This is a genomic window from Erwinia sp. JUb26, assembly GCF_003751505.1.
Classification (GTDB): Bacteria; Pseudomonadota; Gammaproteobacteria; order Enterobacterales; family Enterobacteriaceae; genus Erwinia.
Window position 1 is genome coordinate 410,393 of sequence record NZ_RJVB01000002.1, and the last position, 21,611, is coordinate 432,003.

Genomic DNA, 21,611 nt, shown 5'->3' on the forward strand with positions numbered 1-21,611 from the left:
CTTAATAAAATGGCAGCGTAACAAGGTCTGTTGTTCCTGTTACGCTGCCACCAACGCTTAACCGTTAAATCAGTGCAGCGGATGCTTTGAATAAAGGCTTACTGCAGCGGGGCGGATAGCTTCAACGCTGATTTCATACTCTTCAACGGTGAGTTTTTCCAGCCGCTCAAAATTCTCTTCGCGACCGTGCAGTGCAATGATCAGCAGAGCTGGCTCCTGTGATGCAGAAAGGGAAGACCAGTCGCCCAGATCGACTCCTTTCATATAACCAAAGCACCACTCTTCAACCACCGTGTAATCTTCATCGTTGACCGTGTTAATGCCAAATAGCGGTTCGAACTGATCCGGATATCCGCTCAGGCGGTCGACGATATCATTCATATGCTGGGAAAGCAGATCGTGAAAACGACGGAACTCCTCTTCTGATTCCCACTCAGGCATCTGGTCATCACCGCCCCAGATGGCCGGCAGCCACGCACCTGGTGGAACCTCTACCGGCGCGGACACGATCGCCGTCAGCATGCCGTCCAGTTCAGAGGCATCGACCAGAGAATCTTCAGTCGAATATTTCATTAATACGTCGTCCAGCCATTCCAGCTGTTCTTCCGTCAGGGGGCCCTGTTGCATAGCGTCACCTCTCTCCACATATCATTTTCACCAACCACGCCGGTGAGTATGAGGGTATTCTGGTTGCCAGTGCAGAAAAAAGCTATCCCGACCGCAAAAAATGCCGCCTCCAGGGCAGGCAAAACGGGCTGCTTTCGCTTGATGTGTCGGGTATTTAAGCTATTTGTGAGTTTTCTTGAAAGTGGTCATTTCATATTGTCCCGTCGAATCCCTGGCTTAATTTTCAAATGATAATAATTATCAGCAAAATCCAACTCTGGTAGACTCTAGTCGCTTTCTATCCCACTACTTTTCGTTAAGGTCCCCGGAGAGAACCATGACTGATGCTGATGTGCATCCGGCTGTCCAGCCAGCAACGCAAACGATTGCGGCATACCGTAAAATCACCTGGCGGCTCATCCCATTTTTGTGCCTGTGCTACCTTGCTGCCTATCTGGATCGCATCAATATCGGTCTGGCCAAACTGCAAATGGCCAACGATCTTCAGCTCAGCGAAACCGCGTTTGGCCTGGGAGCCGGACTGTTTTTCGTCGGTTACATTCTGTTTGAAGTGCCGAGCAACCTGATCCTGCAGCGCGTCGGTGCCAGTGTATGGATCGCCCGCATCATGATCAGCTGGGGGCTGCTCTCCGCCGCTACGCTAATGGTGCAGACCCCCTCGCAGTTCTACGCCCTGCGGTTCTTCCTTGGTGTCGCCGAGGCCGGATTCCTGCCGGGCGTACTGTTCTATCTGACCCGCTGGTATCCCTCCTGGCGACGCGGTCGCATTATCGCTCTGTTTATGATCGGCCTGCCGCTGTCGAGCCTGATTGGCGGCCCACTGTCGGGCTGGATTATGACCCACTTTGACCAACTGCATGGCCTGCGGGGCTGGCAGTGGATGTTCCTGCTTGAGGGGCTGCCCAGCGTATTGCTCGGTCTGATGACACTGTGGGTGCTGCCCAACGGCATTGCGCAGGCTGGCTGGCTCAGCCGCGAGGAAAAGGCGTGCGTACAGCGGGAGCTGGATATTGATGAGCTTGAGGGGCGCGAAAGTAAGCATCGTCTGCGCGACGGGCTGTTGAATATCCGGGTACTGATGCTCGGCGGCATCGATTTTTCGATTCTGCTCAGTGCCTATGCGATGGGGTTCTGGCTACCGACACTGATTAAGCAGGCGGGTGTGACCAGTATCAGCACTATCGGCTATCTGACCGCCGTTCCGAGCCTGGCCGCGCTGGTGGGGATGCTGCTGATTGGCTACAGTTCGGACCGCATGCGCGAGCGCCGCTGGCATATTATTGTGCCGTTTATTATCGGTGCGGGAGCGATGGCGGCCAGCACATTTGCCGGCCACAGCGTGCTGGCTACGGTGCTGCTGTTTTCACTGGCGCAGGCGATGATTATCGGAGCCGTGCCGGTGTTCTTTAGCCTGCCCGCGACGTTCCTGAAGGGCACGGCGGCAGCGGCAGGGTTTGCGCTGGCCTGTTCGGTGGCCAATATTGCCGGGCTGGTGAGTAATTCAATTATGGGTCTGGCGTTGGATCTGACCGGCAGCAGCAGCGGTGCGATGTGGTTTTTCGCGGTGTGTCTGCTGCTGAGTTCGTTGCTGGTGGTGGCATTGCCGGCGAGGTTGGTGAATCGTTAACGATAGTGTTGTGGTGCTGTCGGTGGTGGAATTATCGCTGGCTGGTTGTGGCCCCGGGCGGGCGGTCCTCGCGCCGCTTTGCGGTTCCTTCACTTCGCTCGTCAGCTGGGCGCATCGATTTAGACTGTCGCTTGCAAAATCATCAGTTGGCGCTGGCTGGTTGTGCCCCCGGTCGGGCGGTCCTCGCGCCGCTTTGCGGTGCCCTCACTTCGCTCGTCAGCCAGACGGACCGGCACAGACGCGCGTCCTGCGCGGCTGTGCCTTTCGCCTGCGTCCTTGCAGGCGAATCCTGGCTTTCCTCTCTGCGTTCAGCGCTGTGGATTGCCCGCCCGGGGCCACAACCAGCCCGCTTTCTGACTTCCGCGTTGTCTGAAGACCAAATCCCGGCGTTCTCTTTGTATTCAGCTATGCAGATTGCCTAACCGCGGGCACTACCAGCCTGCTTTCGAACTTCAGCTTCGCCTAAACATTCGAGTAGTCCGACATTGAATCTCCTTTTACGCCGCTAAAGCCATTTTCCAACAGCGGCAGAAAACGTTAAGGGATGGCCATTTTGCGAAATAAAGGCAAGCATCTGAGCTATGCGTTTTGCATAGTCAGAGATGGGTGCAGTGGAGTTAAAGCCAATTCAGAACAACTCATCGGGATTATGCTAAAAACTCATTCTTCAACGTAATACGGCCTGAAGCGACCCGTACTAACTCAGCAAAACACCTCTGTTTCTGTATTAGTCCATATTTCTGAAATGCGTTCTCGACGTTAAAGAACTCACAAATATGCGACGCCTAAAACCATAGTTATAGCAGCTCAGCAATTCAGCCATCGGGCATTCAGGCATTCAGGCATTCAGGCATTCAGGCATTCAGGCATTCAGGCATTCAGGCATTCAGGCAGTTAAAAGCGAGCATGAAACGTAAAAGGAGGCCAGCCTCTGCGGCTGCCGGGTAATCCGCAGCGCTGAGGTGGAAGCTACGGGCCAGGAGACGCCAACAGGACGTTGGCGTCAGGCCTGGCGCGGGCAGGACGCCCGCTCCGGGCCGGTCCGGAAGGCACGAAGCTGTAACCGAAGGCATCGCGCACAGCGCGACGCGAGGACCGCCCGGCAGCCACAGAGGCTGGCCTCCGAACATCGGACTATCAGCGAAAAACCGTCCCCATGCACGACATCGATACTGAAAGAATCGACCACAGAGCAACGCAAGGACCGCCCGGCAGCCGCAGAGGCTGGCCTCCGAACATCGGACTACCAGCGAAAAACCGTCCCCATGCACGACATTGATACTGAAAGAATCGACCACAGAGCAACGCAAGGACCGCCCGGCAGCCGCAGAGGCTGGCCTCCGAACACCGGACTACCCGCGAAAAACCGTCCCCATGCACAACATCGATGCTGGAAGAATCGACCACAGCGCGACGCGAGGACCGCCCGGCAGCCGCAGAGGCTGGCCTCCGAACACCGGACTACCCGCGAAGAAGCTAACGCCTAACCCGTCAGAAACGGAACTCCCCACCGAACACCCATGTACGACCACGCGCAGTCGTATTCACCGACACGCCCTCGGCCGCCGTGCTCAAATCCTGGTTCATCCGGTTCAGCGCTTCCGCATAATCCCTGTTCTGCACGTTCTGTACCGTCAGGCGCAGCTGCAAATTATCCGTCACCTGATAGCTGCTGTAGAGATCGATAATCGTCGGGATCTTCGGCATGCTGTTCTTCCTCGCAAAGGAAACATCATCATGATCCCAGAAGTTAGGATCGAGGCGCTTAGACCTGCCGGTGTATTTGATCAGGCTACCGATAGTCAGCTTCTCATCCAGCAGGCGCACCCCCAAATCGGCCGTAATATAGCGGCGCGGCAGATCGGCCAGATCGTCGTAGGCATACAGATTTGACGTACTGGCAATCGAGGTCGGCTGGTTGGTGTACTGCTCGCTGTAGGAGAGGTTCAGATAGGCGAGGCCCGCATCATAGTTCGCTTCCACCTCATAGCCCCGCGACTGCACCGGAGAGAGCGAGTTAACATAAACGCTGGCGTTAAAACCGGCATCTGAATTATCAACATCCTTGCACAGCGAACCGTCGTAGCACAGGTAGAATGTTTCGCTGCTGATGTAGTCTTTGGTGCGGGTCTGATAAACCAGCGCTTTCAGCATCAGCTTATCTTTCTCCACCACCAGCCCTTCCAGATTCACGTTGGCCCCGGCCTGCCAGGTTTCCGCTTTTTCCGGCTTGAGGAACGGATTCATCGAAGCGCCGCCCTCGTTAGCAAAGAACACCTCCTGCACGTTTGGCGCACGGGACGAATGGCTGTAGCTGACAAACGGCTGCAGCCACGGCGTCACCTGCGCAGACAGCATTACCGACGGGTTGAAGGCTTTATCGTCAAGATCCAGTTCCGCCTCACCCTGCGGGAAGCATTTTTCCTTATCGGAACAGGCAGGCTTGCGGCCATTCACCTTGCTGCGGGTGTAATTCAGGTTCAGATCGAGCTGATAAATATCTTTATTGATCGTCAGACCGGTATAGAGCGACTCGATCTTCTGCTTACCAGCCGGGGCAAACGCATTACGATCGGTGGCGCTACCCTGCGTGTACTGGCGGGTGTAATCGGTTTTCATCACCTTGCTGCCCAGCAGGAAAGTGAAGTCGTAATCATCCAGCGAGAAGCGGCTGGTGTTACTCAAATCCACCGCGTTGGATTTATTGGTGCTGGAGGAGCTGGGGAAATTCCAGAACGCTTCCGGCACGTAATTCTGATTGGAGCGGCTGCTGCTGAGTAACAGGTTGACGCCCACCAGCTCGGAGAGCGGGTTAAACTTATAGCGTAGCGAGTAGTCGTCGCTGGTGATATCACGGCGGGTAAAGGTGTTGCTGTAATTGCGCCCGTTAAACTCGAACTTATTGTAGCGGTCCGGACTGAAATCCAGCTTGTACAGCTGCGACTGCGGGTTCTGCTTCATGTAGTCGGTGTCGCTGCCGATAAAGTCTTTGCTGCTCTCCCCCGCGCCGTTTTTATAGGTGGCATAGGTGGTGGTTCCGCTCATCCCCACCAGCGCGCCGAGCTGGCCGCCGTTACCGAACTCTTCCGTTTTACCGGCTACCGACACCATGCCGCTACGGCCCATGCCGTTATCCCCCACGGAGAAGCGGCTCAGCACGCCGACCTGACGCCCTTCCTGCACCACATCGTCCACGCCGATAGTGCGGATGCCGGCGCTGCCCATCAGGGCGTTTACCCCCTGAGAGCCGGCGCTGTTGCCGCGCGTGATATCAATCCCGGCGATAAAGTTAGGGTCGATCAGCACGGAGGCGGCACTGTTGCTGCCGCCGTGATAGTTGGTCGGTGCCATGCCGTAAAAGGTCTGCGTTACGCCATCAACCATGGTGTTAACGCGCCCCAGACCGCTCATCCCACGAATGTTAACGCTCACCCCGCTCTGCAGCGGATCAAGCTGAGTGAAGGTGCCGGGAATACCGCGCAGGGTATTGTCCAGGCTTTGCAGCTTTTTATCGGCAGACCGCGAGCTGACCGCGCCGGGAGTGGAGAAGGTTTCGGCCGATGACCCCACATCATCGGCCTGCTTTTTATGATTGCTGTCCGACACGCTGAGCGTGGAGAAGACGGTGCTGCCCTTTTCCCCCTCGGCGCTGGCAACGGCAGGTATAACAAGGCAACTGGCTAACGCGAGGTTAGCAAAAGAGTAATATTTCAACGCGGTGCTCCTGGTGTCTGGCTATTTTTGTTATCAAGGTGAATCAAGAAACTGAATGCCTGCGCGGAGTCTTCAAGGCGGGAGTAGCGCCCTGCGTGGCCGCCGTGGCCTGCCTGCATATTGGTGGTCAGCAGGATTTTTGAGGCAGGATTGCGATTAACGGTACGCAGGAGCGCGACGTATTTGGCGGCTTCCCAGTAGGGAACGCGCGAGTCGTACAGCCCGCTGGTCACCAGCATATTCGGATAGGCGCGAGGGCTGAGGTTATCGTAAGGGCTCCAGGCCTTGATCTGCCGATAAGCGAGCGGATCGTTCGGATTGCCCCACTCCTCATACTCCTGCTGGGTCAGCGGCAGCGTCTTGTCCAGCATGCTGTTCAGCACGTCGACAAACGGCACCTGTAACACCACCGCCTTAAACAGATCCGGCACCTGATTCACCGCCGCAGCGAGCAGCAGGCCACCGGCGCTGCCGCCCATGCCGTAGAGCCGATCGGGGCTGCCGTAGCCCTTTTCAACCAGCCCACGGGAGGCATCGATAAAGTCATTGAAGCTGTTCGGCTTATGCTCTTTTTTACCGTTGAGATACCAGTTAACTCCCTTCTCGCCGCCGCCGCGCACGTGAACCAGTGCGAAGACAAACCCGCGATCCAGCAGGCTGACGCGCGGGGCGCTAAAGGCCGCATCCAGACTGATGCCGTAGGCACCGTAGCCGTAGGTCAGCAGCGGATTTTCCCCTTTACGGAACAGATCCTTGCGATAGACCAGCGACACCGGGATGGACTCGCCATCACGCGCGGGCAGGTTAACAAACTCGCTGCGGTACAGGCTTAAATCAACGCCCGGCACCTGTTTCTGATGGACCAGCCGCTGCTGGCCGTCGTTGAGATCCCACTGGTAATAGCCGAGCGGCTTATCCAGCGAGGAGTAGAGGTAGTTGAAGGTACTCGCTGCCGCATCGCCGTTGCTGCCGGGGCGCGCCATATAGCTATTATCGGGGAAGGTCAGATCCTGCCACTTGCCGTCGGCCAGGGTCAGTCTGGCAAAATGGGTCTGCCCGTCGCTGCGCCGGGCAATCACCAGCCAGCGGTCGAAGAGGAAGAAGTTCTCCAGTTCGCGATCCGACTGCGGCGCGACAACGGTATGCCATTTCTCTTCGGGATAACCGAAGGCATACAGCCCAAAATTTTTATCCCAGCTGTTACTGCGCGCGTAAAACTGGCCGTTGTTGTGGTCAACGTAATATTCCTGACCTTTCACTCTGGCGCGGATGGTTTTGGGTTCGGCCTGTGGAATGCTGAGCGACAACACCCGGGCTTCCGACGTGTCGTTACCGCTCAGGGTGATAATCAGATACTCGCCGGAAGACGAGCGGGAAATACCGGTGTAGAGGCTGTCATCGTCTTCCTGATAGACCTGACGATCCGCCGTACCGGAGCCGAGCATATGCTGCATCACCCGATACGGCGTCAGGGTCTGCGGGTGGTTCAGCACGTAAAAAATCGCGCTGCCGTCGCGGCTGAAGACCATATCGCCGGAGGTCTCTGCAAGGGTATCCGGCAGCCAGCGCTGCTGCTGCATATCCAGAATCGCAATTTGATTCTGCCCCTCGCCGCGCGTGTCTTCAGCGATAGCGAGGTAGCGGTTATCTTCGCTGACGGCATAGCGGGAGATAGCGTAATACGCATGTCCCCGGCTGCGCTGGTTCGCATCCACCACCGGCTGCCACTCGCCGTCGCCCTGCTTACGCATCAGCAGCGGATAATCGGCTCCCTCGGGGAAACGGCTCTGATAGGTATAACCGTGATTCTGCCAGGGCTGAGCGTAGTTATCCTGCGCCTGGCGCGCGCTCATCTCTTTGTAGAGCTGGCGGGTCAACGGCTGCCACGCTTTGCCGATTGCGGCGGTGTACTGGTTTTCAGCGTTGAGGTAATCCAGCACCGCTTTATTTTTTCGCGTGGTATCGCGCAGCCAGTGGTAATTATCCTGGCGACTGTCGTCGTGCGTCACATCGGTAAACGGCTGGCTTTGTGCAACCGGCGTAGCCGGCTGATTTTCGGCAATAGCTACGTGTGCGATCGACAGGATGCCGATCGCCAGACCCCAAAGGCGATTCATTTTTAAAGGACTCTCAGTCAGTTTTTATTTTTTAAGGAAAAACTTATCGGCATGGTTACCGTATACCGTCCTGCCACCAGCAGTTCGGCGGGCGGCGGCGGCAGCGGACTGGCGCGCTCCAGCATTGCCAGCGCCTCGCGGTCGAGGGCAATGGTGCCGGAAGAGCGGTCCAGCCTGCTGCCGCTAATCTCGCCACCGGCGCTGACGGTAAAGGTCACCGTTGCCACCCCTTCCCGCTCGCGGCGGCGTGCCTCGGTCGGGAACTGCTTCACCCGGTTGAGTATGCCCATAGCCAGCCCCTCCCAGCTCAGCCGCACCCGGTCCATCTGTTCGGAATTACTCTCCACCGGCGCGGCAGTTCTGGCCGCCGGCTTCTGGGAAGGCAGCGGCGCAGCCCGGCTGTTCAGGGTGGCGTTCCCTTCCACCGCCTGCTGGTTCAGCCGGTTTTCTTTATGCACATTCTGCTTTTTCACCGGTTTCGGTACCGGCGTGTTCGGTTTTTTCAGCGCCAGCTCGCCGTCATCGGCGGTTACCGCGCGATGCGTTTCCGTCTTCTCCGGGGTCACCTGCGCGCGGGAGGCCTCAACCCGTCGCTGCTGGTTAACGCCAATCGGCATATCCAGCGGCACCTTTTCGGCTTGAACTTCCGGCGCAAACTCCAGCATCACCGCAGGGGGAGAGTTAACGGTGACGTGCTGCTTTTCGAAGGTGACGATCGCCAGCAGGACAATAATGCCGTGTGCCGCCATGCTGAGCAGCGTTCCCCGCCCCCACGGCTGCGGAACCTGCTGTGCTTCGCTGTGGAACATCGTACTCATTACTGACCCGACGCCGGGATATACCAGACATAGTCAGCCTGATCGGGCGTCACTTCGGTGCCGCTGGCCGCCAGAATCAGCACCTGCGGGCGCGGCGCGTTGAGATCCTGCAAATGGAGCGGCACGCCAAGACTTTTCGCCGCATGATAGCCACCAGCAATCAGCAACGCCGGGCGCGGCGCGTTCATCAGCTGCTGGGCCATAAAGCGGTCACGATTCTGCTGCACCGACAGCATCGATTTCAGCTGCTCAGGTGCCATTTTTCCGCCGTGCATGGCCATAATCACCGAAGCCAGCGTATTACGAACTTCAGGCTGAGACGCGTGCTCACCGGCCGGGAACTGCGGATCGGCATAGAGTGCCTCAACCTGCGGGCGGCTGAGGTTGGCGGCGAGCAGCGGAGCTTTACCGTGCAGCGCGGACATCACCACGCCGCGATACAGCGGCCACGGCCAGCCGGTGCGCCACTGCAGCAGCTCCTGAATGCGCTGCTCGCGAATATACGGATCGGATTTCAGTCCCTTCTGTAGCTCGCTGACCGCGGCCTGCTGATCGTTATTAATCATCTCCATCAGCACGCTGCCCTGCGGGCGCTTCTTTGCCAGCTGCTCAATCAGCCACTGTTCGGCCTGGTGATGCCGCGCGTCGCTGTGCTCTTCACCAACGATCACCATTTGCGCCGGGCTGAGCGCATCCAGCAGCGCCTGCGGCGTCAGTGTACGCGAGGTATCCAGCGCCTTAATCGTTGAGGCTAACGCAAACTCAGACACAGACGCCACCTGCGGCGAAGCCGTTTTCGGCTGCTGGCAGGCGGTCAGTAATGAGGCAAGAGAGAGCAGCAGCACGCTAGCGGCTAATTTTGTTTTCATCATCATTGATATAACGTTGTGCCAGTCTTCTTCGCGAAGACTCCCCAGAAAAGCCACGGCGCGGCGAAAATGAGACATTATTCTTTTTGATAATGAATATCAATATTACTATCATTCTTATTATTAATTTTTAGCGTTCGACCGCAAAAAATTAGCAGGAATGCTAGCAATGATGATTGGATGTGAAAATGCTGATGCCGTCGGGGTTCAGACGGTGGCGTTTTTCCGGTTGCTCACCCGCCAGCCGAGTTGGCTCTGCCGCAAAAGCTGCTGATGGTGATACTGCAGATCGGCCAGCGACAGCTGCTCTACCGCCTCCGCCGTCAGCACGGGGGCCGGATCCTGTTGCTGCAGCCACCGCTCGCGGCTGGCCGTCAGCGGATCGTCATTATGGGGATTGAGTGAATCCAGCAGCACCCGACGATACTCAGCCAGCTGCTCCGTCGTGATGGTTGCAAGTGACGTTATCATTCGCTGCAAAAACGCCTCGATCGCCTGCCACAGGTCATCATGCGTCAGCCCTGGCGACTGCAGGCAGAACAGGATCCCCGACTGCCCGGCCACCTGCCATAACCGGCAGCTGACCACGTAACCGATATTCTGCTCAACTCTGAGCTGCTGGAAAAACGCGGGCTGGAAGATCAGCGCCAGGCATCGCCACGCGGCCACGGCCTGCGGGGTCATCGCGGTTATCGGGCAGAACAGCACGACGGCGGCATCCCGGCTGTCGGTGGCAACGGTATATTCCCGCTGCGGTAGAGGCAGCGTGCGCGGTGCCTCAGCCGGCGAATTAACCGCGCCGGGGAAGCGCGAAAGCTGCATGGCGATGTGCTGATGCAGATCGCGACTGCCGCCATACAGGCTCGCCAGCCAGGGCATCGCGGGCAGCGGCGACGTGGACGGCGAAGGGCTGGCGTTCTGCCACAGCGGCGGCAGCGCATTAATCAGCGCACGCACCGCAATATCGCCCTGCTGAGCGCACTGCTGTCGCTGATATTCCCGTTCACCCTGCTCGATGGCCCCGGCGGGCAAGGCCGCCAGCCGCGCCGTCAGCGAGGAAAGCGTGGCCATCATCAGCTCGGGAGGGCCGCTCAGCTGGATCAGCCACAGCCCCTGATGGCACTCCAGCTTCAGCTCGCCGTTGCCGTGGGCGCAGCTCCCGGCCAGCGCACGCAGCGCGGCCTGCATAATCTGTCCCCAGGGCAGCGGCACAACCGCAGCCGGGCTGAGCAGCAGCACCGCCTGCCCGCCATCGGGATTGTGATGCGGCAGCGGCAGCGCAGCGGAAAGGCTTTCCGCTGCGGTGACCGGCTGCGGGCGCGGGAAGAAATCCAGTGTGGGTATCACGGCGGGTAGCGCTGTCTTATCCAGCTGCTCCGCTGCCAGAGGCAGACTGAAACCCTGCACCAGCCGGTACCTGTTTATTCGTTTACCATCCGGGCTTCGCGACTCAGTTCCCTGCTCGCCGCTGCGCAGCCGGGTCAAATTTTCCGCTACAAGCTGCGCCAGCAGCGGCTGCCAGCGCAGTGGCCACGCTTCCGGCGGCGCAAAGCCAAACGCCCGTTCGCGCAGCCGGTCCATGACCGGCAGCCGGTTAAACTCCCGCACCGCCAGAGCAGCATAGTGCTGGAGCTGCCCGTCGCTCAACCCCGCCAGCCGCCGCAGCCAGTGATGAAACAGCCCTTCCGCCACTGCCGCGTGCTGCGGTTCGACCAGCGTCAGCTCAATGCTCAGCACCTGTTGCTCAGCACTGATGTAGGGCCGCAGCACGCGCAGTTCGTCGCACAGCCCTTCGGCCCGCAGCGCGGCCATCAGGCTGCCTTCGGCCTCATCACGCAGCAGCTGGCGCAGCAGGGTCAGCTCTTCGCTGAAGTCCCCACTCAGCAGGAAGGAGAGCCGCAGCCGTTCGCCGTCCGGGCGCGGCAAGACATAGTCCCGCTGCACTGTCAGTTCCAGCAGCGGAATGCGAACGTTTGAAATTTGCGCGGGTAAAGCGGTCGTTGATGGCACCGTCTGGCTCCGCGGCATCGGCGGCGAATCGGTCTGAACGGGCTGTGAAGATAGCGCGGGTAACGATGTCGCTGGCAGCGGAACAGGTCGTGATGCAGTATGCGGCAGCGGAGCCGGGGATGGCGATGATGCCGCAGTCTGTTCCGATGATATCTCCGCCAGAGCTTCATCCGCAAAACGCAGCCCGGCCCGTTCCGCCAGCTGCCACAGCTCATCAGCAGACTGCGGGCCATGGAGCCACAGCGTGGTATTCGCGGCGTGATAAGCCCGCCGATGAAAGTGCCGCAGCGCCTCGCGCAGTGCCGCCGGGTCCGTGCCAAAATGCACCTCGTCACCGACATGGAACCGCTGCCACGGATGGGCAGCAAATGCCGCGCTCAGCGCCGCGTCCGCCAGCGTGTCCTGATGGCCGCTCAGCAGACGATACTCCGCATCAATCGCCGCCGTTTCCTGGCGGATAGCGCTTTCCGCCAGCAGGGGGGCCACCAGCATATCGGTCAGCCGCGAAAGCCCGTCGGCCAGTCGCGCAGGCGGGCACTCAAAGAAGAAGGCCGTGCTGTCAGCCAGGGTGGTGGCGTTCAGCCGCCCGCCCTGCGCCTGCATCCACATCATCAGGCGCTCGTCATCCTGAAAAGCGGCGCTACCGGCAAACAGCACGTGCTCCAGCAGATGGGCCAGCCCGGGCCAGGCAGCGGGCTCGTGCAGGCTGCCAACGCCAACCTGAAACAGCGCCGAGGCGCAGCAGGCCTGCGAGTCCGTAATAATGCGGACCTGAAGACCATTGCTGAGCTGGCGCGGGTGAACCGTCATCGGTCAGACTTTGAAAATCAGCTGGGAATTAACCCGCTCGGAGTTGGCGCGGTTGCGGAACTGCAGCTGGTCAACGCGCATCGTGGTGCAGTCGGCCTGCTCGCGGGCGGCGAGGATTTTATGATGATGCTCAGACTTGCTGCACACCGGATCGGCATTGTCCGCGTTGCCGGTCAGCATAAACGCCTGGCAGCGGCAGCCGCCGAAGTCCTTCTCTTTCTCCGAGCAGGATCGGCAGGGTTCCGGCATCCAGTCGAAGCCGCGATAGCGGTTAAAGCCGAAAGAGTTAAACCAGATATCCTGCAGGCTCTGCTCCAGCACGGACGGGAACTGTACCGGCAGCTGGCGCGCACTGTGGCACGGCAGCGCGGTGCCTTCCGGGGTCACGCTCAGGAAGATGGCGCCCCAGCCGCCCATACAGCCTTTCGGACGTTCTTCGTAGTAATCCGGGGTGACGAACAGCAGGTTGGTCAGATTATCGCTGGCGGACATCTTCTCGCGATAGCGGGCAACCACCGCTTCGGCCCGTTCGATCTGATCGCGGGTCGGCAGCAGTCCCTCGCGGTTCAGCTGCGCCCAGCCGTAGAACTGACAGGTCGCCAACTCCACGTCATCCGCTTCCAGCTCGATGCACAGTTCGATAATGCGGTCGATCTGGTCGATATTATGGCGATGCAGCACGAAGTTCAGCACCATCGGGTAGCCGTGCGCCTTCACCGCGCGCGCCATCTCCAGCTTCTGCTGGAAGGCCTTCTTCGATCCGGCCAGCGCGGCGTTCAGCGTCTCGTCGCTGGCCTGGAAGCTGATCTGAATATGGTCGAGGCCCGCTTCCGCGAAGGAATCGATCTTTTTCTGCGTCAGGCCAATCCCCGAGGTGATCAGGTTGGTGTAAAAACCTAAATCACGCGCCGCACGGATCAGCTCCGGCAGATCTTTGCGCACCAGCGGCTCGCCGCCGGAGAAACCGATCTGCACGGCGCCCATCGCCCGGGCCTGCTTAAAGACTTCAATCCACTGCTCGGTGGTCAGCTCTTTTTCCTGCTGGGCAAAGTCCAGCGGGTTCGAGCAGTACGGGCACTGCAGCGGGCAGCGGTAGGTCAGTTCGGCCAGCAGCCACAGCGGCGGGTTGACCTTATTTTCAGGCTGGGTCACGTAATATTATCCACTTCTGTTCCCTCGCCTGGGCGAAGAAATCCTGTACATCGTTATCCACGCCGCCCGCTTCCGGGAAGCGATCGTTTAATACCTGAATGATGTCGGCCAGCGTGCGCTTACCGTCTACCAGCTCAAGGATCGCCGTAGCACTGTCGTTCAGCTTGGCCATGCCTTCCGGGTAAAGGATCACATGGCAGTTCTGCACTTCTTCCCACTGCAGGCGGTAGCCGCGGCGGAACATCGGAATAGTTTGCGGGTTGCTCACAGCAGTTTTCCTTTATGCCAGACGGGCTGGTCGGTAACGGTATGATACGGCGGACGATCCAGGGCGTAGGCCATGGTCATGGCGTCCAGCATGGTCCACAGAATATCCAGTTTGAACTGCAGGATCTCCAGCATGCGCTGCTGTTTCTCCACGGTGTTGCAGTATTCCAGCGCCAGCTCAAGACCGTGCTCAACGTCACGGCGCGCCTGGCTCAGACGACCACGGAAATAGCCGTAGCCCTCTTCTTCAATCCAGGTGTAGTGCTGCGGCCAGCTGTCGAGGCGCGACTGGTGGATTTGCGGCGCAAACAGCTCGGTCAGCGAGCTACACGCGGCTTCCTGCCAGACCGCGCGACGGGCAAAGTTCACGTAGGCATCCACGGCAAAGCGCACGCCCGGCAGCACCATCTGTTCGGAGAGCAGCACATCACGATCCAGCCCGACCGCTTCACCCAGACGCAGCCAGGCTTCGATGCCGCCGTCGCTGTCGCCGTAGCCGTCGTGGTCCAGAATACGCTGTACCCATTTGCGGCGGGTCTGCGCGTCCGGGCAGTTGGCCATAATCGCCGCGTCTTTCAGCGGGATATTGGTCTGGTAGTAAAAGCGGTTCGCCACCCAGCCCTGGATCTGCTCGCGCGTCGCCTCGCCGTTGTGCATGGCGATATGGTACGGGTGATGAATATGGTAGTAGGCACCACGTGCGCGCAGCGCCTGTTCAAACTGCTCGGGGGTCATCAGTGCTGGCTGGCTCATAGGTCGATACTCATTCCGTCAAAGCTGACCTCAATGCCGCGCTGCGTCAGCGCATGGCGCTCCGCCGAGGATTCATCGAGGATCGGATTGGTGTTGTTAATATGGATCAGGATCTTGCGGCGGGCAGGCAGGTTGCTGAGCAACGCCATCAGCCCCTGCTCTTCGCCCAGCGCCAGATGGCCCATATCACGCCCGGTATTGCGTCCTACTCCGGTGTTGGCCAGCTCGTTATCCTGCCACAGCGTGCCGTCGATCAGCAGGCAGTCGGCCTGCTTCATCAGATCCAGCAGTCCGGCATCCGGCTCGCCCAGCCCCGGGGCGTACAGCAGCTTGCTGCCGGTGGTGGTGTTCTCAATCATCAGCGCGATGTTATGGCCGGGCAGCGGCCGCCCGCGATACGGCGAGTACGGCGGCGCGTTGCTAAGGATCGGGATGGCGGTAAAGCGCAGCGCCGGGCAGACCGCGACCGAAAACGGCTCTGCGGGCTGGATGGGGTGATGCACCAGGCCGCCGTTCCAGTGGGACAGCATGGTAAAGATCGGGAAACCGCTGGTCAGATCGTCGTGCACTTCCGGCGTACACCACACCTGATGCGGGCAGCCTTCACGCAGGTTCAGTAAACCGGTGCAGTGGTCTATCTGGCTGTCGGTGAGGATAATTGAGCCGATCGCCGTGCCGCGCAGCACGCCGTGCTTATTCAGTTCGGGATTAGCGGCAATCTGATGGCAAATATCCGGCGAGGCGTTGCACAGCACCCAGTCGGTACCGTTATCGCTGACCGCGATTGAAGATTGGGTACGCCGCGTGGCAGGGATGCTGCCGTCGCGCACGCCCTGGCAGTTGCGGCAGTTACAGTTCCACTGCGGAAATCCACCGCCCGCCGCAGAGCCAAGCACTTTGATTTTCATGGGTAAACCGGGAAAAAGGGAAAAAATGCCCGCGGAACACAGCAGGCATTATCTGCAACCGGGATAACCCGGCGGGCAGAAATATTAACGGTTAGAAATGTACAGAGTCACTTCTAAGCCCAGACGCATATCGATGAAAGTAGGTTTAGTCCACATAGTCATCTCCTCAAAAAAGCGCTAAAAACCCCCTCCACCGGACGCGCCAGGTGAAAGGCATGTTGTCAAATTACAAGAACTTGGCGGCGCAAATGTTGCGCCTATGATAAATCGATATCAACCCTTAATTCTTTGTGGATAACTCAGCATTGAACTATTTGGTTCAAAAACCACGATTTATTTCTGCCAGGTTTGTCGTAAAACTCGCAGCCAGTTCGCGTAACACAGCTTGTTTATCAGCTCTTCATTATAGCCCACTGCCCTGAGTGCGTTCAGCAGTCGTGGCAGGCCCGTCACGTCACCGATCTCATCCGGCACGTTGATGCCGTCAAAGTCAGAGCCGAACGCCACACGGTCCTCTCCCAGCTTCTCCAGCAGGTAATCCAGGTGCTGCACCATCACGCTGAGCGGCGTATTGCCGTCGCGCTTGCCGTCGCTGCGCAGGAACGAGGTGCCGAAGTTCAACCCGACCAGTCCGTCGCGCTCTTTGATTGCCGCCAGCTGGCTATCCGTCAGGTTGCGCGGCTGCGGGCACAGCGCATGCACGTTGGAGTGGCTGGCGACCAGCGGCGCGTCGCTGAGTTCGGCGGTCTGCCAGAAGGTTTTCTCATTCATGTGCGACAGATCGATCATCAGCCGGTGCTGGTTACAGGCGCGGATCAGCCGCTTTCCGGCCTCGGTCATCCCCTCACCGGTATCCGGTGAGCCGGGAAAGGTGCCGTTAATGCCGAAGCCGAAACGGTTGGGGATATTCCAGAACGGCCCGATGCTGCGCAGCCCGGCGGCGGCCCAGCCTTCCAGCTGGCTCAGATCCTCATCCAGCCCTTCGGCACCCTCAATATGCAGCACCATTGCCAGCACGCCCTGCGCCATGCACTGCTCGATATCGCTGACGCTGCGGCAGACGCGCGCCTGCCCCGCCGACCGCTGCGCGATCTGCTGGAAGATAGCCATCTGCTGTTCGGTGATCGCCAGCGGATCGTGGCGCAGCGCTTCCTGCTCCGCATCGCGCTTGAAGAATTTCGCCACGTAATCCGCAGGCGGTACAAACACGGCAAACAAGCCCCCGGCAAAGCCGCCCTGCCGCATGCGGGTCAGGTCGAGATGGCCGCCAAGTCGCTGCTGAAGAAAGGCTTCGGCCGGGCGTTCAGGATGATGCAGCCACAGGTGCAGCAGCACGTCGTTATGGCCGTCAAAAACCGGCTGGGGGATATTGCTCATTCACACTGCCTTTATCGCGCGGGTAACACCAAAGCATAACGCAGTTTTCACCGTTGCCAGAAGCGCCGATCAGATGGTTTCACCCATAAAGATTTGATAGCTGAGGTCCACCGAGTCGGCGGTAAAGCTTTCATCGCCGATTTTTTTCAGCAGCAGCTCGGCGGCGGTGTAGCCGATCGCATAGCGCGGGGTGATCACGCTGGCCATCGTCGGGTACATTTCCCGGCTGATGTCCAGCCCGTGGAAACCGGCAATCGCAATGCGGCCGGGCACCGCAATCCCCTGCCGCTGGCAGAAGAGCAGCGCGCCCAGCGCCAGATCGTCATTGGTGCAGAACACCGCATCCAGATCGGGATACTGTTCCAGCGCGGTGGTGAGCATTGCCGCGCCCAGCTTCTGCGAAGAGATCGCTTTCGGGTTGATTCGCCGCCCCTCGCCTCCCCGCTCGCTCATCGCCTGGCAGTAGCCGCGATAGCGAAACTCATCGCGCCGGTCATCCTGCGATCCAAAGTAGATAATGCGCGTTCGGCCCTGATCGAGCAGCGTTCGCGTCATGTCGTAGCCCGCGCTGTAGTTGTTAAAGCCAACCTGCATATCGAGGCAGGCACCCTGGGTATCCATCACCTCCACAATCGGGATTTTCGCCGAGCGCAGATACTTCACCGCCCGCAGGGTGTGGTCCTTTTCGCTGAGCAGGATGCCGTCGATATTGTAGGAGAGCAGGTTAATAATCTGCTCCTCTTCCGCCTGCTTATCGTAGTTATAGTTGGCGATCAGCGTCTGATAGCGCCCCTCTTTGGTGGCGGCTTCAATGCCGCTGAGCAGGTCGGCGAATATCTGGTTTTTAAACGAGGGGATCAGCACGCCCAGCGTATAGCTCTTCGCATTGAGCAGCATCTCCGGCGCGCGGTTGGGAATGTAGTTAATCTCTTCGATGATCTGGGCGATTTTTGCCCGGGTTTCCGGCGCAACGCGCTCTGGCGTGCGCAGATAGCGGCTTACCGTCATCCGGGTTACGCCAGCCAGCGTGGCGATGTCCTGTAACGATATGCGGTGCGATCTCATAAGCTTCCATGGAATCAGAAAAAAGTAAAAAGGGCCAGGCAAGCCTGGCCCTTACGGGATGACGACGGAGGTAACCGGCCGTCTGACAGATTAGTGAATAATGGCGTTCAAAATCAATACGCCTGCCAGGCCGAGGAAGGAAATCAGCGTTTCCATCACCGTCCAGGTCTTCAGCGTTTCGGTCACGCTGAGGTTGAAGTAGCCCTTAAACAGCCAGAAGCCCGGGTCGTTAACGTGTGAAGCGATCACGCTACCGGAACCCACCGCCAGCACCATCAGCGCCGGATCGGCGTGGGTGATGGCAATAATAGGGGTCACGATACCGGCGGTGGTGATCGCTGCCACGGTGGCCGATCCCAGCGCAATACGCAGCATCGCCGCCACGGTCCAGCACATCAGCAGCGGAGACAGCGACGAGCCTTTCATCATGTTAGCGATATAGTCGCCCACGCCGCTGTCCACCAGCACCTGCTTGAAGGCACCGCCACCGGCGATAATGAACACGATCATCGCAATTGCACCGATGGAGGAACTGCACATCTCCATCACTTCGTCCATCTTACGGCCGTTGCGCAGGCCGAGAGTGAACACCGCAATCACCACCGCGATAAACAGCGCCACCGCCGGGTTACCGACAAACTCAAAGAACTGGCGCAGCACGTTCTCTTTCGGCGTGGTCAGTTCAAAGACCGCCGCCACCGCCATCAGGATCACCGGGATAACCGCCGCGAAAATACTGGTCCAGAAGCCCGGCATTTCATGGTCTTCAAACACTTTCGGGTTATACAGCCCTTCCGGCGGCGACTTTTCAAAGTTTTTCAGGAATTTGGAGAACACCGGCCCGGCAATAATCACCGTCGGGATAGTAATGATCATGCCGTACAGCAGCGTGGTGCCAAGGTTAGCGCCAAAGATAATGGCGATAGCGGTCGGGCCAGGATGCGGCGGCAGGAAGCAGTGGGTCACCGACAGCGCGGCCACCATCGGCACGCCGACGTACAGCAGCGGCAGGCGAGCGGCGGCTACCACGGTAAACACCAGCGGCAGAAGCAGCACGAAGCCGATTTCATAGAACATCGCCAAGCCAACCACCAGGCCGGTGACCATCAGCGCCCACTGCACGCGCTGTTTACCGAAGGCGGCAATCAGCGTAGTGGCAACGCGCTGCGCGGCACCGGTATCGGAGACCAGCTTACCGAGCATGGCACCGAAGCCGAGGATCAGCGCCAGCCCACCAAGCGTGCCGCCAACCCCTTTCTGGATCGAAGCGATAACCGCCAGCGGCGTCATCCCTTCGGCCACGCCGACTACGGCAGAAACAAAAATCAGAGCGATGAAGCCGTTGACCTTAAATACGATCATCAGCACCAGAAGCAGAATGACCCCAAAGGCTATTATTGTAATGGGCATAGAAATTCCTGTGTTTTAAAAAGTCCGGTGTCTTAAGGTGTAGCCGCTTACACTGCTACGCGCATCCCGCCGTCGACAAAAAGCAGGTGCCCGTTCACAAAATCAGAGGCTTTTGAAGCAAGGAACACCGCAGCACCGATCAGCTCTTCCGGGTTGCCCCAGCGTGCAGCCGGTGTACGTTTGCACAACCATGAGGTGAAGGCTTCATCATCCGCCAGCGCCTGGGTCATTTCGGTTTTAAAGTAGCCCGGCGCAATGCCGTTCACCTGAATGTTGTAGCGCGCCAGCTCAACGCACATACCGCGCGTCAGCATGGTCACCGCGCCTTTAGAGGCGGCGTACGGGGTGATAGTGTCGCGGCCCAACTCGCTCTGCATTGAGCCGATATTGATGATTTTGCCCTGCTGACGGGTGACCATCTGGCGCGCCACCGCCTGAGAAACCAGGAATACCGCCGTCTGGTTCACGGCGATAACGTCGTTCCAGTCCTGCTCCGGGAACTCCAGGAACGGGCGACGGCGCTGAATACCGGCGTTGTTCACCAGCACGTCGATCGGCCCGATCTCGCTTTCAATTTTTTCCACCGCCGCATTCACCGCCGCAGACTGGGTCACGTCAAACGCCACCGCGTGCGCCTTGAAGCCCTGCTGCTGCAGCGCAGCGGCGGCTTTATCCGCCCCTTCCTGCGTGGTGGCGTTGATGATCACTTCGGCACCGGCTTCGGCCAGCCCTTTCGCCATCAGAAAACCAATGCCGCGGCCGGAACCGGTGATCAGTACACGTTTGTTTGCCAGAGAGAAAAGCGTAGTCATGATTTGTCCTTAAAAAGTCAGCTGCACTTTGGCGGCTTTTTGTTTATCACCGGCAAACACCAGTGCAGCGTCGATATTCTGATAATCGTATTCACCGCTGAACAGCGGCAGCGGGTTCACCGTGCCGTTACCCAGCCACTCCACCGCCGTATTGAACTCGGTGGTAAAGCGGAAGGAACCGACCAGTTTTATTTCTTTGGCGATCAGCATCATGATCGGGAAGCCCGGCACGTCACCGCCCATGCCTACCTGCACCAGTGTGCCTTTCGCCCGGGTCACTTCCAGGCAGCGGGTCAGCGAAGACGGATGGCCAGAGGCTTCAAACGACACGTCGAAATAGCCTTTCTCCGCCAGGTAAGGCGCGAAGTCGCCGTTCGCCGCATGAATGGTGTCGGTAGCCCCCATCGCTACCGCCATCGCCAGCGAGCGCTCGCTGATGTCGGCACAGACCACTTCCGCCGCGCCCTTGGCTTTTGCCGCTGCGGCAATCAGGCAGCCGATGGGCCCCACGCCGGAGATAAAGACCTTTTTGCCCCGCAGCTCACCGCCCTGATTGGCCGCGTGAATGCACACCGCCAGCGGTTCGGCAAACACCATCACCTTGTCATCGGCCTGGTTATCGAAAGGAATGCACTGGCTGCTGTCGACCACTTTGAACTGGGTGAAGCCGCCGTCCACGTGCGGGAAGTACATGGCGCTGCCGAAGAAGCGCATGCCGGTGCACTGGTTCTCTTCCTGCGCTTCGCAGTATTTGCAGTGGCCGCAGGGTTTGGACGGGTTCACCGCCACTTTCTGATTCTCTTTCAGCGCCGGGTTATCACTTTTCACCACGTAGCCAATCACTTCATGACCGAGGATCATCGGCATCTTCACCGCAAAGTTGCCGACCTTGCCGTGCTGATAGTAGTGCAGATCGGAACCGCAAATGCCGCCGCGCGTGATGCGCACCAGCGTGCCTTCGCCCTGGTAATCCACCTGCTGGCTGACAACCTCAACCTGCTCTTTACCGTTGATCATGCAGGACTGCGTGGTAGTACTCATGAGAAACCTCTAATACGTATTCATTGAGGCGCCTATGAGAACGATTTTTTAGATGCAAAACTGTGAATCAGATCACTAAAAATCATGTTACTAAACTCATGTTACGCATAACGTGAAGCGACTACCCTTTCGGAGAAACGTTAATCAGTGGCATACATCACAAAGCGAATAACTGCACTTTCGTCGCGGTCATATGATCGCTACAGTTAACTCATCCGACCACTTCCGGGATTT

17 protein-coding genes are annotated in these 21,611 nt (G+C 58.8%); 1 reads left to right on the top strand and 16 read right to left on the bottom strand.

Translation table 11 applies throughout. The annotated features are described in order from the left end of the window. Nucleotides 1–69 precede the first annotated feature (69 nt). Nucleotides 70–627 carry a UPF0149 family protein gene (locus tag EC836_RS06985; RefSeq protein WP_123331478.1) on the bottom strand — a complete coding sequence of 186 codons (558 nt, stop codon included), beginning with the start codon at nucleotides 625–627 and terminating at the stop codon, nucleotides 70–72. A gap of 316 nt (nucleotides 628–943) precedes the next feature. Between EC836_RS06985 and EC836_RS06990 the strand changes: the two genes are divergently transcribed. Beyond that, on the top strand, nucleotides 944–2,254 hold the full coding sequence (locus EC836_RS06990) for an MFS transporter (protein ID WP_123331480.1): 1,311 nt from the start codon (nucleotides 944–946) through the stop codon (nucleotides 2,252–2,254). 1,491 nt (nucleotides 2,255–3,745) lie between these two features. Here EC836_RS06990 and EC836_RS06995 read toward each other — a convergent pair. From EC836_RS06995 to idnD, 15 genes are all read right to left on the bottom strand, one after another. Next, a complete protein-coding gene (locus tag EC836_RS06995; RefSeq protein ID WP_123331482.1) occupies nucleotides 3,746–5,968 on the bottom strand; it encodes a TonB-dependent receptor domain-containing protein in 2,223 nt (740 codons plus the stop codon). Further along, entirely contained in the window at nucleotides 5,965–8,085 is a 2,121-nt protein-coding gene (locus EC836_RS07000) for a S9 family peptidase (protein ID WP_123331484.1), read from the bottom strand. The genes EC836_RS06995 and EC836_RS07000 overlap by 4 nt, the downstream gene beginning before the upstream one ends. A 17-nt stretch (nucleotides 8,086–8,102) precedes the next feature. Further along, complete coding sequence (locus EC836_RS07005) at nucleotides 8,103–8,903, bottom strand: energy transducer TonB (protein WP_123331486.1); 801 nt, start codon at nucleotides 8,901–8,903, stop codon at nucleotides 8,103–8,105. After that, nucleotides 8,903–9,850 carry a ChaN family lipoprotein gene (locus EC836_RS07010; protein WP_233599153.1) on the bottom strand — a complete coding sequence of 316 codons (948 nt, stop codon included), beginning with the start codon at nucleotides 9,848–9,850 and terminating at the stop codon, nucleotides 8,903–8,905. Before EC836_RS07010 ends, EC836_RS07005 begins: the two co-directional genes overlap by 1 nt. Nucleotides 9,851–9,979: 129 nt before the next feature. Continuing rightward, nucleotides 9,980–12,592 carry an insulinase family protein gene (locus EC836_RS07015; RefSeq protein WP_123331489.1) on the bottom strand — a complete coding sequence of 871 codons (2,613 nt, stop codon included), beginning with the start codon at nucleotides 12,590–12,592 and terminating at the stop codon, nucleotides 9,980–9,982. A 3-nt stretch (nucleotides 12,593–12,595) separates the two neighbouring features. Beyond that, complete coding sequence (pqqE, locus tag EC836_RS07020; RefSeq protein WP_123331491.1) at nucleotides 12,596–13,744, bottom strand: pyrroloquinoline quinone biosynthesis protein PqqE; 1,149 nt, start codon at nucleotides 13,742–13,744, stop codon at nucleotides 12,596–12,598. After that, the gene (gene pqqD, locus EC836_RS07025; protein WP_123331493.1) at nucleotides 13,731–14,012 is read right to left on the bottom strand and encodes a pyrroloquinoline quinone biosynthesis peptide chaperone PqqD; all 282 of its coding nucleotides are present in this window, start codon (nucleotides 14,010–14,012) and stop codon (nucleotides 13,731–13,733) included. The genes pqqE and pqqD overlap by 14 nt, the downstream gene beginning before the upstream one ends. After that, entirely contained in the window at nucleotides 14,009–14,764 is a 756-nt protein-coding gene (pqqC, locus tag EC836_RS07030) for a pyrroloquinoline-quinone synthase PqqC (RefSeq protein ID WP_105592566.1), read from the bottom strand. Before pqqC ends, pqqD begins: the two co-directional genes overlap by 4 nt. Then, complete coding sequence (pqqB, locus tag EC836_RS07035; protein WP_123331495.1) at nucleotides 14,761–15,672, bottom strand: pyrroloquinoline quinone biosynthesis protein PqqB; 912 nt, start codon at nucleotides 15,670–15,672, stop codon at nucleotides 14,761–14,763. The genes pqqC and pqqB overlap by 4 nt, the downstream gene beginning before the upstream one ends. An 84-nt stretch (nucleotides 15,673–15,756) precedes the next feature. Next, a complete protein-coding gene (gene pqqA / locus EC836_RS07040; RefSeq protein ID WP_072166356.1) occupies nucleotides 15,757–15,828 on the bottom strand; it encodes a pyrroloquinoline quinone precursor peptide PqqA in 72 nt (23 codons plus the stop codon). Between the two features lie 177 nt (nucleotides 15,829–16,005). Then, nucleotides 16,006–17,049, bottom strand: a complete 1,044-nt coding sequence (locus tag EC836_RS07045; RefSeq protein ID WP_123331497.1) for a dipeptidase — start codon at nucleotides 17,047–17,049, stop codon at nucleotides 16,006–16,008. Between the two features lie 69 nt (nucleotides 17,050–17,118). Beyond that, nucleotides 17,119–18,114, bottom strand: coding sequence for a LacI family DNA-binding transcriptional regulator (locus EC836_RS07050; protein WP_123331499.1), 996 nt, complete (start codon nucleotides 18,112–18,114; stop codon nucleotides 17,119–17,121). Between the two features lie 90 nt (nucleotides 18,115–18,204). Then, nucleotides 18,205–19,524, bottom strand: a complete 1,320-nt coding sequence (locus tag EC836_RS07055; RefSeq protein WP_123331501.1) for a gluconate:H+ symporter — start codon at nucleotides 19,522–19,524, stop codon at nucleotides 18,205–18,207. Nucleotides 19,525–19,571: 47 nt separating this feature from the next. Beyond that, the gene (idnO, locus tag EC836_RS07060; protein WP_123331503.1) at nucleotides 19,572–20,336 is read right to left on the bottom strand and encodes a gluconate 5-dehydrogenase; all 765 of its coding nucleotides are present in this window, start codon (nucleotides 20,334–20,336) and stop codon (nucleotides 19,572–19,574) included. A 9-nt stretch (nucleotides 20,337–20,345) separates the two neighbouring features. After that, on the bottom strand, nucleotides 20,346–21,377 hold the full coding sequence (gene idnD / locus EC836_RS07065; RefSeq protein ID WP_123331505.1) for an L-idonate 5-dehydrogenase: 1,032 nt from the start codon (nucleotides 21,375–21,377) through the stop codon (nucleotides 20,346–20,348). Nucleotides 21,378–21,611 lie beyond the last annotated feature (234 nt).

What these genes read in the sequence shown, in the direction of transcription:
- EC836_RS06985 (WP_123331478.1), bottom strand. Translation starts at nt 627, where the DNA reads ATGCAACAGGGCCCCCTGACGGAAGAACAGCTGGAATGGCTGGACGAC.
- EC836_RS06990 (WP_123331480.1), top strand. Translation starts at nt 944, where the DNA reads ATGACTGATGCTGATGTGCATCCGGCTGTCCAGCCAGCAACGCAAACG.
- EC836_RS07000 (WP_123331484.1), bottom strand. Translation starts at nt 8,085, where the DNA reads ATGAATCGCCTTTGGGGTCTGGCGATCGGCATCCTGTCGATCGCACAC.
- EC836_RS07005 (WP_123331486.1), bottom strand. Translation starts at nt 8,903, where the DNA reads ATGAGTACGATGTTCCACAGCGAAGCACAGCAGGTTCCGCAGCCGTGG.
- EC836_RS07010 (WP_233599153.1), bottom strand. Translation starts at nt 9,850, where the DNA reads ATGTCTCATTTTCGCCGCGCCGTGGCTTTTCTGGGGAGTCTTCGCGAA.
- EC836_RS07015 (WP_123331489.1), bottom strand. Translation starts at nt 12,592, where the DNA reads ATGACGGTTCACCCGCGCCAGCTCAGCAATGGTCTTCAGGTCCGCATT.
- pqqC (WP_105592566.1), bottom strand. Translation starts at nt 14,764, where the DNA reads ATGAGCCAGCCAGCACTGATGACCCCCGAGCAGTTTGAACAGGCGCTG.
- pqqB (WP_123331495.1), bottom strand. Translation starts at nt 15,672, where the DNA reads ATGAAAATCAAAGTGCTTGGCTCTGCGGCGGGCGGTGGATTTCCGCAG.
- EC836_RS07045 (WP_123331497.1), bottom strand. Translation starts at nt 17,049, where the DNA reads ATGAGCAATATCCCCCAGCCGGTTTTTGACGGCCATAACGACGTGCTG.
- EC836_RS07050 (WP_123331499.1), bottom strand. Translation starts at nt 18,114, where the DNA reads ATGAGATCGCACCGCATATCGTTACAGGACATCGCCACGCTGGCTGGC.
- EC836_RS07055 (WP_123331501.1), bottom strand. Translation starts at nt 19,524, where the DNA reads ATGCCCATTACAATAATAGCCTTTGGGGTCATTCTGCTTCTGGTGCTG.
- idnO (WP_123331503.1), bottom strand. Translation starts at nt 20,336, where the DNA reads ATGACTACGCTTTTCTCTCTGGCAAACAAACGTGTACTGATCACCGGT.
- idnD (WP_123331505.1), bottom strand. Translation starts at nt 21,377, where the DNA reads ATGAGTACTACCACGCAGTCCTGCATGATCAACGGTAAAGAGCAGGTT.